Genomic DNA, 13,733 nt, shown 5'->3' with positions numbered 1-13,733 from the left:
GGGACTCCCCCCGTGCAGAAGCGTTCCTGCACAGTCCCGTGCGGCATGACAGAAGCCCGCGAGCCTCATGCCGTAACGCTTCAGCCGGCGCTCTGTTCCTCCGCCAGGATGCGGTCCAGAGCGTCGTCGAGATGGGCGTCGAAATCGGCCAGCGCACCCTCCTGACCGAGCGGCACGAGCTTGTCCGTCCGGTCGAGAAAGGCCACGAGCGGCGGAGCCGACGAGCGGAACAGAGCCTGATCGCCGCCGACCTGAAGCCGGATCAGCACCTCGCCGAGCACCTCCGCATCGGCGGGCGAGATGCGCACGTCTCCCTCGCCGCACGGACGCCCGACCCCGTCGATCAGCAGCTCACGCCCGAAGGCCCAGGTCACCGGGGCATCACCGGGCAGGTGAAAGGTGAGTCGTACCGCGTAGGGATCCCTGGTCTCGTAGCGCAACTCCACCGGAATGCGGAAGGAGAGCTCCTCCGACACGAGAAAGCTCATCATGACTTCTGCCTGTACGGACTCGCGCATCGCCTACCCCGTCGTATGACATGGACCGGCCGGTATGAATCCCTCCGGCCGTGGGTCAAATATTGCTCAACGTATATGTCAGATCACAAGGAGTGAGTTTTCAGATACTGATAGAGAGGGTGAGGGCGCCCAGGTGACGCCCGATCTCCGACTGCAGGCGACGTACCGCGGGCAGCAGGTGGTCGGCTCGGCGTGCCGGCATGGAGATGGCCATGGCGGCCGCGGTGGCGCCGACCGTGATCGGGAGCGCCGCACAGACGGTGCCGAGCGCGTACTCCTGCCGCTCCACCACCGCCTCCGTCCGCGGCATCCGGGCCAGCCGCCGCAGCAGGGCATCGGTGTCACGCACGCTGTACGGCGTGAGGGCCCGCACGGGGTAGCGGGCGAGGTGGTCGCGCCGTGCGTCCTCGTCCAACTGAGAGAGCAGGCACTGCCCGATCGCATGCGCGTGGGCGGTCTCACGGAAGTCGGCCCATTCCTCGACCGCGGGTGCCTCCGGGGATTCGGAGACGCACAGGACGTCGATCTCGCCCTCGCGGTACATCGCGCAGTACACCGGCACGCCGATGGAATCCCGCCAGTGCGCGAGTGCGTCCGCCACCGTGCTGCGACGTTTCTGCTGCGCTCCGGTGCTGCTCAGCCGCTCCACCGCGGCACCGAGGAAGAACAGGCCCTTGTCCCGGCGCAGATACCCCTCGTGCACCAGGGTGCGCAGCAGGTGGTACGTCGTGGGCAGGGCGAGGCCGGTCTCACGGGCGAGTTGCTTGGCGGGGGCGCCGCAGGGATGCCCGGCCACGGTCTCCAGCAGCCGCATCGCCCGCTGCACGGACCCGATGAGGGTCGCGGCGGCCGGCGGTCCAGGAGAGCTCGTGGAGGCCGCTCGGCCCGCCGGCGGAGGGGACGCCTGATGGTCCACGGCATGAGGTTGCCCGGGGACGAGCGGGGTCGGTGGCCGCTGGAGGGGGGCTGGGCGGGGGCGCGTTGCGGCGGGGGTTGTGCGGGGTTCTGCCGGTGCGGTGTCAACCGTGGCCAAGGGTCACTTCCGAAGCGCGAGGGGGCAGCCCGTGCGGAGCTGGAGCACGGATGGAGGTCCGCGCCACCACGGGCCGGATCCCGTGGCGGATTCCGGACTTTAACCGTCGGCCACCGCGTGCTGACGGTCTCGCCGGGAAACTTCCCTCGCCCGAGGGAACCGGTTCCCGTCACGGGTTACCGGTCCCCGCCTCTCACCAGTCGCTGCGCGACGAGGAGTTCGCCATGAACTTGCGCACGATGTAAATAAGACCGCCGACCAGGGCGACGAAGACCAGCGCCTTAAACAGCAGGTTGATCACGAATCCGACCACGGTCATCAGCAGGCCGCCGAAGACGACCAGGGCGATGATCGGCACCGCGACCCACTTCACCCACCACGGCAGCCCCGCGAAGATCTGTCGCATTCGTCCTCGTTCCTTTGCGTTCTCGTGCATCGTCGGTGTTCTGCACTCGATGCTAGGGCTGTCCGAGGCTCCCGTGGGGCCGGGTGTCCCTTGTCCTCCCCTGACCCGTCCCCTAGGGAATCCGGGGTCCGGGGCTCACGCCTCGGGCGGAGAGAAGATGACGAGCACCCTCAGATCCTCGCTGATGCGATGGAACTTGTGCGCGACCCCGGCGGGCACGAACACGACGCTGCCCCGCGCCACCTCGGTCGTCTCCAGGCCGACCGTGATCGACGCCCGGCCGCTGACGACGAAGTAGACCTCGTCCTGGTTGTGCGGCTTCTGGGGGTCCTGCTCGCCCGCGTCGAGGGCGTACAGCCCGACCGACATGTTTCGCTCCCGCAGGAACTGCAGGTACGCGCCCGCGTTGGCGGCGCGCTCCACCTCCAGTTCGTCCAGCCGGAATGCCTTCATCGCCGCTGCCGCCCTCGCCTCACTGCCCACTTCCGATCCGGTCTGCCACGATCAGACACATGAAGAATTTCCTAGTCAAGACCATCGCCAACGCCGGCGCCCTCGCGGTCGCCGTGTGGCTGCTCGACAAGATCACCCTGACCGGTGACAACACGGCCAAGAAGGCCGGCACGCTGATCGTCGTGGCGCTGATCTTCGGCCTGGTGAACTGGCTGGTCAAGCCGATCGTGAAGGTGCTCACCTTCCCGCTGTTCATCCTGACCCTGGGCCTGATCACCCTGATCGTGAACGCGCTGATGCTGCTGTTGACGTCGTGGGTCTGCGGCAAGCTCGACCTGAGCTTCCACGTGGAGGGCTTCTGGACGGCCGTCCTGGGCGGTCTGATCGTCTCGGTGGTCTCCTGGGCACTGCACGTCGTCCTGCCCGACGAGGACTGAGCGCACCATGACCTACCGCGTCTGCTTCGTGTGCACCGGCAACATCTGCCGCTCGCCGATGGCCGAATCCGTGTTCCGCGCGCGCGTGGCGGAGGCCGGACTCGACCACCTGGTCGAAACAGACAGCGCCGGTACCGGAGGCTGGCACGAGGGCGAGGCCGCCGACCCGCGCACCGTCTCGGTCCTCGAGGAGCACGGTTACGACGCCGGGCATGTGGCGCGGCGCTTCCAGCCGTCCTGGTTCGCCCGGCTCGACCTCGTGATCGCCCTCGACACCGGCCACCTCAAGGCCCTGCGCCGCCTCGCCCCCACCGAGGAGGACGCCCGCAAGATCCACCTGCTGCGCTCCTACGACCCCGGCTCCGGTGACGACCTCGAGGTACCGGACCCGTACTACGGGGGCCGCGACGGCTTCGAGGAGTGCCTTGAGATGGTGGAGGCGGCGAGCGGCGGTCTGCTCGCCGCCGTACGCGAACGACTGGAGGGACGGGCCGCATGAGCGACACCGCCAAGGACGAGGGGCGCACCGGCGACGGCACGCGCGCGGTGCGGGCCGGACTGCCCGAGCCGGTCAAGCACGAGCCGACGCTGCCGGGCCCGGTGTTCGCGGCCCACTTCCATCTGCCCGGCGAGGTGACGGGACCGTACACGTACGGCCGTGACGACAACCCGACGTGGACGCTGCTGGAGCGCGCCATCGGCGAACTGGAGGCACCCGCCCGGGAGGACGTCGAGACGCTGGTGTTCGCCTCCGGCATGGCGGCGATCTCCGCGGTGCTCTTCTCCCAGTTGCGCGCCGGGGACGCGGTCGTGCTGCCCTCCGACGGTTACCAGGTGCTGCCGCTGGTCCGCGCCCAGCTGGAGGCGTACGGCGTCGAGGTGCGCACCGCGCCCACCGGCGGTGACGCCCAGCTGGAGGCCCTCGACGGTGCCCGGCTGCTGTGGATCGAGTCCCCGTCGAACCCGGGGCTCGACGTGTGCGACATCCGGCGGCTGGCGGCGGCGGCACACGCGGGAGGGACACTGGTGGCCGTCGACAACACCCTCGCCACCCCGCTCGGACAGCGCCCGCTGGAGCTGGGCGCCGACTTCTCCGTGGCCAGCGGGACCAAGCAGCTCACCGGCCACGGAGACGTGCTGCTGGGATACGTCGCCGGCCGGGACCCCGAGGCGATGGCCGCCGTACGCCGCTGGCGCAAGATCGCCGGAGCGATCTCGGGGCCCATGGAGGCCTGGCTCGCGCACCGGTCCATCGCCACGCTCCAGCTGCGCGTCGACCGGCAGGACGCCACCGCCCTGCAGGTCGCCGAGGCGCTGCGGCAGCGGCCGGAGGTGTCCGACCTGCGCTACCCCGGCCTGCCCGGCGACCCCTCGCACAAGATCGCCTCGCAGCAGATGAGCCGCTACGGCTGTGTCGTCTCCTTCACACTGCCCACGCGCGCGCGTGCCGAGCGTTTCCTGGAGGCCCTGCGCCTGGTGGAGGACGCGACGAGTTTCGGCGGGGTCCGTTCCACGGCCGAACGCCGTCGCCGCTGGGGCGGGGACGCGGTCCCGGAGGGCTTCATCCGGATGTCCGTCGGCGCCGAGGACCCCGAGGACCTGGTGGCCGACCTGCTGCGTGCCCTGGACGAGTCGGCCGGGTGAACCGGGACGAGTCCGCCGGCCCCGGTCTCAGGGCGGTCCGAGCCTCCCCCCTCGTGGCTCGGACCGCCCTCGGTTCCGCACGTGAAGAACCGCGTGACCAAGGCTAGTTGACTCTGTGTCAGAGTCCAATCACGCTAGCGACAGAGGCCTATCGACTTATTTATAGTTGGTGTCTGCCCGGGGGCCGGAGGACGGCAGGAACAACGGGAGGGCATGTTGATGGATCTGGCCTTGCTGCGGACCTTCGTCACCGTGCACCGGGCCGGTTCCTTCACGCGCGCCGCCGCGCTGCTCGGGCTCTCCCAGCCCGCCGTCACCTCGCAGATACGGACGCTGGAACGCCAGCTGGGCAGACCACTCTTCCTTCGGCAGGCCCGCGGTGTGACCCCGACGACCATCGGGGACGAACTGGCGCACAAGGCCGCGCCGCATCTCGACGCCCTGGTGGAGATAGCCGAGGGCGGCCTGGACGACGAGTCGTCGTCGGGCACCCTGCATCTCGCCGGTCCGCCGGAATTCACCACCGAACGCGCCTTGCCCGCACTCACCCGGCTGATCGGCGACGACGGCCGCGGCTTCGCGCTGCGCGCCTCCTTCGGCACCGCGGAGGAAGCGCTGGAAGGACTCGCTGCCGGCCACCATGATCTGGCCATCGGCACGGCCCGGCCCCGTGGAGCCCTGTTCACGGCCACTCCGCTCTGCGACGAGGAACATGTCCTGGTCGCCGGCCCGCGCTGGGCGGAGCGGATCGGTTCGGACGCGCTCCGGCTGAAGGGCACGTCCGCCCTGGAGAACCTGCCGGTCCTAGAAGTCCACGAGTCGCTGCCCTTCGTCTCGCGCTACTGGGCCTCCGTCTTCGACTCCCGCCCGGCCACCTCCGGCACGGTCATCGTCCCGGATCTGCGGGCTGTGCTCGCCTGTGTGATCGCGGGTGCCGGGGTGGCGGTGCTGCCCCGCTATCTGTGCGCCACGGCCCTGGACCGGGGCGCGGTCGTCAGCCTCCACGAGCCGGTGGTGCCGCCGCTGCGTACGTACTTCCTGGTGGCCCGCACCGGCAGTCTTGGTATGCCGCACATCGCCCGGGCCCACGAGTGGCTCCTGCGGGCGGCGGCGGCCTGGCGCTGACCGCTTTCTTCAGGAACACACCCGCTGTGGTCGCGTGATGGCGCTTTGCGATGTTTCACGTGGAACCAGCCGGGCCACATTTCTCCCATGACCGTCCGACCCGTGGTCAAGCGCACCGCCCGCGCCGTTCTGCTGGACGGTGACGACCTGATCCTGATCAAGCGCACCAAACCCGGCGTCGATCCCTACTGGGTCACACCCGGTGGCGGGGTCGAGCCCGAGGACCCGACCGTGGTGCATGCCCTGCACCGAGAGGTGTACGAGGAACTCGGCGCCAAGATCACCGATGTGGTGCCGTGCTTCGTCGACACCGTGGAACACATCGGCCAGGATGGCGGCACCAGCGGGGTGAAGGTGCAGCACTTCTTCGTCTGCCGGCTGGAGTCCATGGATCCTTCCCTGCGCCACGGCCCCGAAGTGGACGAACCACTCGGTGAGTACGAGATCGTCCGCATACCCTTCACCCGCGTCGGCATCGCCTCCGTCCACTTGGTCCCGCTGTCGCTGCGCCATTACCTGGACGGCAATATCGAGGGGGTACGCGCGATGCACGCTCCCGACCTCGGATAGCGCGGTCAGTCCGCGACGAAGAGCAGGTCCTCCACCGCGTCGTGCCGTATGCGGCTCGACGGAATGCCGACGCGCCGGAGGGCATCGACACCGCTGCGGATCATTCCGGGCGGCCCCGAGAGATAGGCGTCGTACTCGTCCCAGGGCCCGTATCCGCGAACGGCGTCGGGGAGCCCGAGACGGGCCTGCTCGTCCACGACCGCCCGGACCGACAGCCAGGGGTGGCTCCGCTGGAGCCCGAGCATGGTGTCGATGTCGTACAGGTCGTGGCCGGTACGCGCGCCGTAGAACACCTCGACCGGGCGGCGTGTGCCGTGTTCTGCGACGTCCTCGACCAAGGCCTTGATCGGTGCTATCCCGGTGCCGCCGCCCAGGCAGAGCAGACCGCTGGCGGTGGTGTGGTCGACGGTCATCGAGCCGGCCGGAGGACCGAGTCGTATGACGTCTCCGGGGCGGGCATGACGCACCAGCGCGGAGGAGACCCAGCCGGCCGGCACGGCCTTCACGTGGAACGTCAGCAGACCGTCCGAGCGCGGTGCGGAGGCAAAGGAGTAGTGCCGCCACACCCGAGGCCACCACGGCGTCTCCACGCTCGTGTACTGACCGGCGAGGAAGGGGTACGGCTGGTCGGGGCGGACGGTGAGAACCGCGACGTCGGGAGTCCTGAGGTCGTGCGCGACGACCTCGGCGTGCCACCAGGCCGGCGCCTGCAGTTCGTCCGCTGCCGCAGCATCGATCATGACCTGGGAGATCGTCGTGTACGCCCGTACCCAGGCCGCCTCGGTATCCGGGCTCCAGCAGGCGGTGGCGTACCTGCTCAGCGCTCCGATCAGGCATTCCCCCACGGCCGGATAGTGCTCGGCGCGCGTGCCGGACTTACGGTGCCCGCGGCCCAGGTGCTGCAGGTACTCGACGAGCGCGAGGGTGTCGTCGAAGTGCTGGGCCGCCGTGAGCAGGGCCTTCAGCAGGCGCTCCCGCTGGGTGTCCATCGCGGCCGGGAACAGCGACCGCAGCTCAGGATGACGGACGAACAGGAGCGCGTAGAAATAGGACGTCACCTTGTCGGCGACAGGGCCTATCTCGGCCATCGTGCGACGTATGAGGACGGCGTCCGGGGAGCCTTCCCCGGCAACCGGCAGGGGCCTGTGTGCGCTCAGGCGCTGCGGCACCGGGGAATCCGAGTGCGGGACGGGAGCGTCCGGCGGCGGAGCCGACGGTGTGTCGCGTGGCGCGAACCAGCCGTCCCCGCCCGGCATGCCGTGCTCCCCCGACGCGGCGGTCGGTGCGTCCATGGTGTGCCCTCACCTCGAACGTCATTCGGTCGGTCTGCGCACCTTCTCCTCGGAAGGTGCCTGCGTTCCCCGTCCAGCTCTCGTCCGGGACGTGGAAGCGCGCGCCCCCGTCCCGGACGTGAATCGTCATCGACCCTACCGGCCGTCGCCCTCCACACGAGTTCCGCCTGTACCGTCTCTGGAGGATCGACCAGGGGGCGACTCGGGGAGCCCGTCGATCAGCCGGTGCGGCTGACCAATTCATAGGCTTCCCACAGATCCCGCCCCGTGTAGGTATGGGTCGCGAGTCCGGCGAGATGAGCGTCCGCATTCACCGCCACGGAAGTCGGTACGACGGCAAACAGCTCCTTGTCAGAAGACGAGTCCCCGTAGGCCACGCAGTCCGCTCGCGCGACGCCGAACTCGGCGCAGAGCCGTCCGCGATGGTCACCTTGGCCGCGGCGTTGAGCGCTCCGGAGGGGTCGACGGGTTCGGCGAACGGCACGGCCGGGAAACGGGAGCCGTGGGTGGCGTGCGCGCCCCAGTCGAGCAGCCGTTCCACGAAGAAGGAGGGCGAGAGGGACACGACCGCGCAGTATTCACCGGCACTTCTGATCTCCGCCCAGACTTCGCGGATGCGGGCCAGCCAGGGAGCCGCCGCGAAGGCGGCGTCCACATGCGCCTCGGTCAGGGCCGCCCACAGTTCGTATACCCGCGCCGCGTACTCCGGTGGCCCGATCCGTCCCTGCGCGATCGCCAGGTCGAGCGCCACCGTCTCCCTTTCCAGGCCCAGTTGACGGGATATCTCCACTGGTGCGGTGGTGCGGTGCAACAACGTGCCATCGAGGTCGAAGAGATGAAGTCTCGCCATGGCCGTTGAGGCTAATCGGCCGCCTATGTTTCACGTGAAACACACACGGCTGTCCACGAGCTGAGCACAGAGCTACTACATGGCCAAAAGCTTGTACATCCGCCCTGAAACGGGTGGACGCGAGGGGCACCCGTCGGACAGCCTGACCTGCGTGCCGACTCCTTCCCTCGCCGCTCTGCCCATTCGTCGACTGACGCTTCGTGATCTTCATGCTTGCGCCGACTTGTCCGAAGACCGGGGGTGGCCGCGCGAAGATCACAAGTGGGGTCTGCTCCTCACGGCCGGAAAGGGCTTCGGTATCGACGACCCCGAGGGTGGCCTCGTCGCCGCGTGCGTCGTCACCGAATACGGCTCATGGGAGCGGCTGGAACTCGGCGCCATCGGCATGGTTCTGGTGGCCGGGCGCCATGCCCGGCAGGGCGTCGGACGCCGTCTGATGCGGCACGTCGTCTCGCTCATGGGGACCACCCCGCTGACACTGCACGCCACCCCCTACGGCCGCCCGCTCTACGAGGAGCTGGGCTTCAAGGTGACGGGCCGGGCGGAGATGCTGACCGGCACCTTCCTTCCCGAGGGCACGGCGTACGGGGTGCGGACGCGGGCCGCGACCGCGGAGGATCTGCCCGCCATCCTGCGACTCGACGAGGAGGTGTTCGGCGCCGACCGGACGCCTCTGATCACCCGGCTGCCCGCCTTCGCCGATCAGTTGCGGGTGGCCGAGGAGGACGGCCTGATCATCGGTTACGCGGCCGCATGGCCCAACGTGGACACCCATGTCGTCGGACCGCTGATCGCCCGGGACACGGAGACCGCCAAGGCCCTCATCGCCGCACTGGCGGCCGGTACGGACCGCCGGCTGCGGACCGACATCGACGTACGCCATGAGGAGTTGCTGGCATGGGCGAAGGCCCGGGGCCTGGCTTCCGTGGCTTTCAACGCCGTGATGACCTACGGCATCACGGAACTCCCGGGGGACTGGACGCGCCGGTTCGCTCCGCTGACGGTGGCCGCGGGCTGAGTCTCCGTACGGACGACGCCGGCCCCCTCGCTTCGCGCGATGGGGCCGGCGTCTTCGATCCGGGACCGGGTGATCAGGCGAGCGCCTGCACGGCTGCGGTGGCGAAGCCGTGGTCCTGCTCGGGCGCGCCGCCGCCGACGCCGATCGCGCCGATCAGCCGGCCGTCCCGGTGGACGGGGACACCGCCCGCGATGAACAGCAGGGGCCGGTCGAGGGCCGTGGGAAGCGTGTGGAAGAGGCCGCCGGGCTGCACGGCGTCCACCAGGTCGGCGGTCGGGGTGTTCAGCTGGAGCGCCGTGTAGGCCTTGCGCGTGCTGGTCTCACCGGAGATCAGCACGGCCCGGTCGTCCCGGCGGAACGCAAGGAGGTGGCCTCCGGCGTCCAGGACGGTGACGCTGACGGTGACTCCGGCGTCCTCGGCCGCACGGCGGGCGGTGGTGACCAGCAGCTCGGCGTCCGCGATGGTGAGCGGGGCTACGACGGTGGTGCTCATGGAACGGTCTCCTTGGTGTTGCTGCGGTGAGTGCTTTCGCATGCCCCGGCTCGGGCGTCTGTCGGTACGGCGAGCCGGGGGAGGGCTCAGTGGTGGACGGGTGTGCGCGGCCCGGCGGGCGTGCCGGAGGCGAGCACGGCGTTGTCCGCGCCCTGGCGGCGTTCCAGTGCCGCCGAGAGAACGGCGAGCACCAGGGCCGCAGCGGCGAGGGCGGCCCCGACCCAGTTGGGGGCGGTGTAGCCGAAGCCGGCCGCGATCACGATGCCGCCGAGCCAGGCGGAGAGGGCGTTGCCCAGGTTGAAGGCGCCGATGTTCACGGCCGAGGCGAGCGTCGGGGCGCCGTGTGCCTGGTCGAGGACCCGCTTCTGCAGCGGCGGGACGGTGGCGAAGCCGAGGGCGCCGATCAGGGTGATGGTCACGGCGGCCGCGATCTTGTTGTGGGCGGTCAGCGTGAAGAGCGCCAGGACGACGGCCAGGGCGCCCAGGGAGACGTACAGCATCGGCATCAGGGCGCGGTCGGCGAACTTGCCGCCGATGAGGTTGCCGCCGACCATGCCGAGGCCGAACAGGACCAGCAGCCAGGTGACCGAGCCGTCGGCGAAGCCGGCGATGTGGGTCATCATCGGCGCGATGTAGGTGATGGCCGCGAAGACGCCGCCGAAGCCGAGTACGGTCATCGCCATGGCAAGCAGGACCTGGGCGTTCTTGAAGGCGGCCAGTTCGTGCCGCAGGTGCACGCCTTCCGGCCGGGGCAGGTCGGGCACCAGCTTGGCGATACCGGCGAGGCCGACGAGACCGAGGGCGGCGACGACGCCGAAGGTGACGCGCCAGCCGACGTTCTGCCCGATGAGCGTGCCCAGCGGGACGCCGACGACATTGGCGACGGTCAGGCCGGTGAACATCATGGCGATGGCCCCGGCCTTCTTGTGGGGAGCCACCAGCTCGGCGGCGACGACCGAGCCGATGCCGAAGAAGGCTCCGTGGGCGAGTGAGGCGATCACCCGTCCGATCAGCATGATCGCGAAGACGGGAGCCACCGCGGAGAGCAGGTTTCCGGCGACGAAGAAGGCCATCAGCAGCATCAGCATCCGCTTGCGCGGGACCTTGGTGCCGAGCACGGTCATCAGCGGGGCCCCGATGACCACGCCGAGCGCGTAGCCGGTGACCAGCAGGCCTGCCGTGGGGATGGACACCCCGAAATCACCCGCGACCTCGGGCAGCAAGCCCATGATCACGAACTCGGTCGTTCCGATGCCGAAGGCCCCGATCGCGAGGGCCAGAAGCGCGAGAGGCATGGGGGGTACACCTTCCCAAACGGTTGCATGAGCGCTTTGCTTGCTTCAACAATAGTTGCACACGCGGGCTATGCGCAAAAGCTGACTATTGCAGAGGTGCTCTACTCTTGAGTCAGCCGCTCCGGGACGGAGGAGAACGCCATGACAGCGACGGACCCCGCGCTCACCGCTCTTGCCCAGGGCTGGTGCGCCCTTTCTGCGCTGCACGGAAGGATCGAGACGCATATCGAACGCGCCCTGCAGGCGGGGCACGATCTGAGCGTGCGCGAGTACTCCCTGCTCGACGTGCTGAGCCGGCAGCACGACGGTGAAGGCGGTCATCTGCAGATGAAGCAAGTAGCCGACGCGGTCGTCCTCAGCCAGAGCGCCACCACGCGACTGGTGACGCGCCTGGAGGACCGCGGCCTGCTGGCGCGCTACCTGTGCCCCACCGACCGCCGCGGCATCTACACCAACGTCACCGAGGCGGGCCTGCGGCTCTTGGAGGAGGCGCGGCCGACCAACGACGCCGCCCTGCGCGAGGCCCTGGACGAGGCCTCCCGGAGCCCCGAGCTGGCCCCGCTGGTCAGGGTCGTGGAGTCACTGCACGTCCCCGCATAGGGTGCGGCCATGGAAGATCTTGAAATACGGCACGTCACGGCCGATGACCTGCCGGAGATCGTCGCGATGCTCGCCGACGACCCGCTGGGTGCCCACCGCGAGTCGCCTCATGACCTGACCCCGTACCGGACCGCGCTGGAACGCCTCAGCGCCGATGCGAACCAGCATCTCGTCGTCGCCGTGCGCGAAGGCCGCGTGATCGGCACGCTCCAGCTCACGATCATCCCCGGCCTCTCCCATCGAGGGGCGACCCGCGCCCTCATCGAGGCCGTGCGCATCCACGCCGACGAGCGGGGCAGCGGGCTCGGCAGCCGGCTCATCGAGTGGGCGATCGACACCTCCCGTCGGCTCGACTGCCAGATGGTCCAGCTGACCTCCGACAAGTCGCGCATCGACGCTCATCGTTTCTACGAACGGCTGGGCTTCACCGCCTCACATGAGGGCTTCAAGCTGAAGCTGTGACGGCACCTCAGGAGCGGCGACAGGACAAGGTGGTGTGTTTCACGTGAAACACACCACCTCCGGGCCTCCTACTGGCCGATCCCCCGCCACCCTTCCGGGTCCACTCCACCGGGCACGGCACCCTCTGAGTCGTACGGCTGCCGTGTGAAAACGAACGAACCGAGGTCGAGGTGGCTCACGGCCCCGTCCGGGCGCCGCACGAGCCGAAGCAACTCCCCGGCGTAATAGCCCTCCAGGCCCGTCCAGGTGCCGTCACCGTTCGAGCGGAAGCGGGCGCGCCGTCCACCGCCCGTCAGCGGCGCCAGGGCGATGAGCCCGTCGGCAGTCACCCTCAGCCCGAAGGCCTGAGTTCCCCAGTACCACTGTCCCGCCAGCTCCAGGACAGCCGGATCGACCTCGCGCAGTGGCCGCCAGGGCTCGGGGATGCGGGGTTCCGCCTCGGCGACGATCCGCACGAGGTCGGCGCCCACGGCACCCAACAGCGGCCCACTGGTGCAGTTGGCGAGCACCACTGCGGCGGCGTCGTCCTCCACGCTCATGGTGAGGTTGGCCAGGAAGCCGGGCAGCGAACCGGAGTGTCCGACGAGCAGCCTGCCGTGGCGCCGCTGGATCTGCATCCCCAGCCCGTAGGTGGCCCCGTCCAGCACGTCCGCGGCCTCGGCGGGTGCCGACGGAGTACGCATCTCCCGTACCGACTCCGCGCCCAGTACCCGATCGTCTCCCCGGGCCAGGAACGCGGCGAACCGCGCCAGGTCGCCCGTGGTCGACCACAGCTGCCCGGCCGGTGCCATCCGGCCGAGATCCTCCAGCGGTTCGGGAAGCAGCGCGTCGGCCCAGGGATGCACGGCCCAGCCGCCCGCATGCGGCGACCGAGGCTGTGAGCTGGTGCGGTGCAGGCCTAGCGGTTGGAGAATCTCGCTGCGCAGCACCTCTTCCCAGGGGGCGCCGCGGAGTTCCTCGACCAGGGCACCGAGGAGCGTGTAGCCGGGGTTGGAGTAGTGATGCCGCCGGCCGACGGGATGGAGGAGGGGCTGCTCACCAAGCACATCGCTCAGTTCGGGTCGCAAGGAGCCGGGGGTCCGTTCCCACCACGGCGCGGGTGACTCAGCCGCGAGTCCGGCGGTGTGGGCGAGCAGTTCGGCGACCGTGGCCTCTCCGGCGCCCGTGCCCGGCAGATGTTTCTCCAGCGGATCCCCGAGATCGAGCAGCCCTTCGTCACGCAGCCGCATCACCAGTACGGCGGTGAAGGTCTTGGTGATGGACCCGATCCTGTACTGCACATCCTCGTCCGGCCCGTGCCCCTCTACGGAGGTACGCGCCCCGTGCCACACGGCCTGCCCGCCCCGCACGACGGCGGCGACCAGCGAGGGCGCCCGCCCTTCGGCCTGCGCGACGGCGATCCGGTGCAGCAAGGCACGCCGGGTGGCGGGGAGCAGTACGTCCTGCGATGTCGTCATGCACCCAGTCCACCGGCTTCCGCGGCGAGCGTCGAATCCATTACCCGTGACACCGCCCTTTCGCGCCCCGACCTACCCGC

16 protein-coding genes and 1 pseudogene are annotated in these 13,733 nt (G+C 69.7%); 8 read left to right on the top strand and 9 right to left on the bottom strand.

Features of this window, described 5'->3' with window-relative positions; all coding sequences use genetic code 11:
• Positions 1 to 80: 80 nt before the first annotated feature.
• The 4 genes from ABVB68_RS03265 to ABVB68_RS03250 form a co-directional block, all read right to left on the bottom strand.
• Entirely contained in the window at positions 81 to 518 is a 438-nt protein-coding gene (locus ABVB68_RS03265) for an SsgA family sporulation/cell division regulator (protein WP_353599310.1), read from the bottom strand.
• A 100-nt stretch (positions 519 to 618) separates the two neighbouring features.
• Positions 619 to 1,551, bottom strand: a complete 933-nt coding sequence (locus ABVB68_RS03260) for an IclR family transcriptional regulator (RefSeq protein WP_503006009.1) — start codon at positions 1,549 to 1,551, stop codon at positions 619 to 621.
• Between the two features lie 193 nt (positions 1,552 to 1,744).
• Positions 1,745 to 1,957, bottom strand: a complete 213-nt coding sequence (locus tag ABVB68_RS03255; RefSeq protein WP_353599309.1) for a DUF5326 family protein — start codon at positions 1,955 to 1,957, stop codon at positions 1,745 to 1,747.
• Between the two features lie 135 nt (positions 1,958 to 2,092).
• Positions 2,093 to 2,410, bottom strand: coding sequence for a cupin domain-containing protein (locus ABVB68_RS03250; RefSeq protein ID WP_353599308.1), 318 nt, complete (start codon positions 2,408 to 2,410; stop codon positions 2,093 to 2,095).
• A 59-nt stretch (positions 2,411 to 2,469) separates the two neighbouring features.
• Here ABVB68_RS03250 and ABVB68_RS03245 point away from each other — a divergent pair, with 59 nt between their 5' ends.
• From ABVB68_RS03245 to ABVB68_RS03225, 5 genes are all read left to right on the top strand, one after another.
• Positions 2,470 to 2,847, top strand: coding sequence for a phage holin family protein (locus tag ABVB68_RS03245; RefSeq protein WP_353599307.1), 378 nt, complete (start codon positions 2,470 to 2,472; stop codon positions 2,845 to 2,847).
• A 7-nt stretch (positions 2,848 to 2,854) separates the two neighbouring features.
• Complete coding sequence (locus tag ABVB68_RS03240) at positions 2,855 to 3,346, top strand: low molecular weight protein-tyrosine-phosphatase (protein WP_353599306.1); 492 nt, start codon at positions 2,855 to 2,857, stop codon at positions 3,344 to 3,346.
• Complete coding sequence (locus ABVB68_RS03235) at positions 3,343 to 4,491, top strand: cystathionine gamma-lyase (protein ID WP_353599305.1); 1,149 nt, start codon at positions 3,343 to 3,345, stop codon at positions 4,489 to 4,491. Before ABVB68_RS03240 ends, ABVB68_RS03235 begins: the two co-directional genes overlap by 4 nt.
• Before the next feature lie 219 nt (positions 4,492 to 4,710).
• The gene (locus ABVB68_RS03230) at positions 4,711 to 5,616 is read left to right on the top strand and encodes a LysR family transcriptional regulator (RefSeq protein WP_353599304.1); all 906 of its coding nucleotides are present in this window, start codon (positions 4,711 to 4,713) and stop codon (positions 5,614 to 5,616) included.
• An 87-nt stretch (positions 5,617 to 5,703) separates the two neighbouring features.
• On the top strand, positions 5,704 to 6,186 hold the full coding sequence (locus ABVB68_RS03225; protein WP_353599303.1) for an NUDIX domain-containing protein: 483 nt from the start codon (positions 5,704 to 5,706) through the stop codon (positions 6,184 to 6,186).
• Between the two features lie 5 nt (positions 6,187 to 6,191).
• On the opposite strand, the gene ABVB68_RS03220 is transcribed toward ABVB68_RS03225, so the two are convergent.
• Together ABVB68_RS03220 and ABVB68_RS03215 are read right to left on the bottom strand one after the other, a co-directional pair.
• A complete protein-coding gene (locus tag ABVB68_RS03220; protein ID WP_353599302.1) occupies positions 6,192 to 7,478 on the bottom strand; it encodes a globin domain-containing protein in 1,287 nt (428 codons plus the stop codon).
• Positions 7,479 to 7,696: 218 nt separating this feature from the next.
• A pseudogene (locus ABVB68_RS03215) lies at positions 7,697 to 8,328 on the bottom strand (HAD family hydrolase).
• 151 nt (positions 8,329 to 8,479) lie between these two features.
• Between ABVB68_RS03215 and ABVB68_RS03210 the strand changes: the two are divergent.
• Entirely contained in the window at positions 8,480 to 9,346 is an 867-nt protein-coding gene (locus ABVB68_RS03210) for a GNAT family N-acetyltransferase (protein ID WP_353599301.1), read from the top strand.
• Between the two features lie 73 nt (positions 9,347 to 9,419).
• Here ABVB68_RS03210 and ABVB68_RS03205 read toward each other — a convergent pair whose 3' ends face one another.
• Together ABVB68_RS03205 and ABVB68_RS03200 are read right to left on the bottom strand one after the other, a co-directional pair.
• Positions 9,420 to 9,839, bottom strand: a complete 420-nt coding sequence (locus ABVB68_RS03205; RefSeq protein WP_353599300.1) for a GlcG/HbpS family heme-binding protein — start codon at positions 9,837 to 9,839, stop codon at positions 9,420 to 9,422.
• An 86-nt stretch (positions 9,840 to 9,925) separates the two neighbouring features.
• Positions 9,926 to 11,134 carry an MFS transporter gene (locus ABVB68_RS03200; RefSeq protein ID WP_353599299.1) on the bottom strand — a complete coding sequence of 403 codons (1,209 nt, stop codon included), beginning with the start codon at positions 11,132 to 11,134 and terminating at the stop codon, positions 9,926 to 9,928.
• A 141-nt stretch (positions 11,135 to 11,275) separates the two neighbouring features.
• Here ABVB68_RS03200 and ABVB68_RS03195 point away from each other — a divergent pair, with 141 nt between their 5' ends.
• On the top strand, positions 11,276 to 11,734 hold the full coding sequence (locus ABVB68_RS03195; RefSeq protein ID WP_353599298.1) for a MarR family winged helix-turn-helix transcriptional regulator: 459 nt from the start codon (positions 11,276 to 11,278) through the stop codon (positions 11,732 to 11,734).
• Between the two features lie 9 nt (positions 11,735 to 11,743).
• A complete protein-coding gene (locus ABVB68_RS03190) occupies positions 11,744 to 12,196 on the top strand; it encodes a GNAT family N-acetyltransferase (protein ID WP_353599297.1) in 453 nt (150 codons plus the stop codon).
• A gap of 68 nt (positions 12,197 to 12,264) precedes the next feature.
• On the opposite strand, the gene ABVB68_RS03185 is transcribed toward ABVB68_RS03190, so the two are convergent.
• Positions 12,265 to 13,653 (bottom strand): serine hydrolase domain-containing protein, encoded by a 1,389-nt coding sequence (locus tag ABVB68_RS03185; protein WP_353599296.1) that lies wholly within the window; start codon positions 13,651 to 13,653, stop codon positions 12,265 to 12,267.
• Between the last annotated feature and the right edge of the window lie 80 nt (positions 13,654 to 13,733).

It is taken from the genome of Streptomyces sp. NPDC096012, from assembly GCF_040426375.1.
GTDB lineage: Bacteria > Actinomycetota > Actinomycetes > Streptomycetales > Streptomycetaceae > Streptomyces.
Note: the sequence above shows the minus strand (reverse complement) of the source record. Positions and strands in the feature narration are given on the sequence as shown.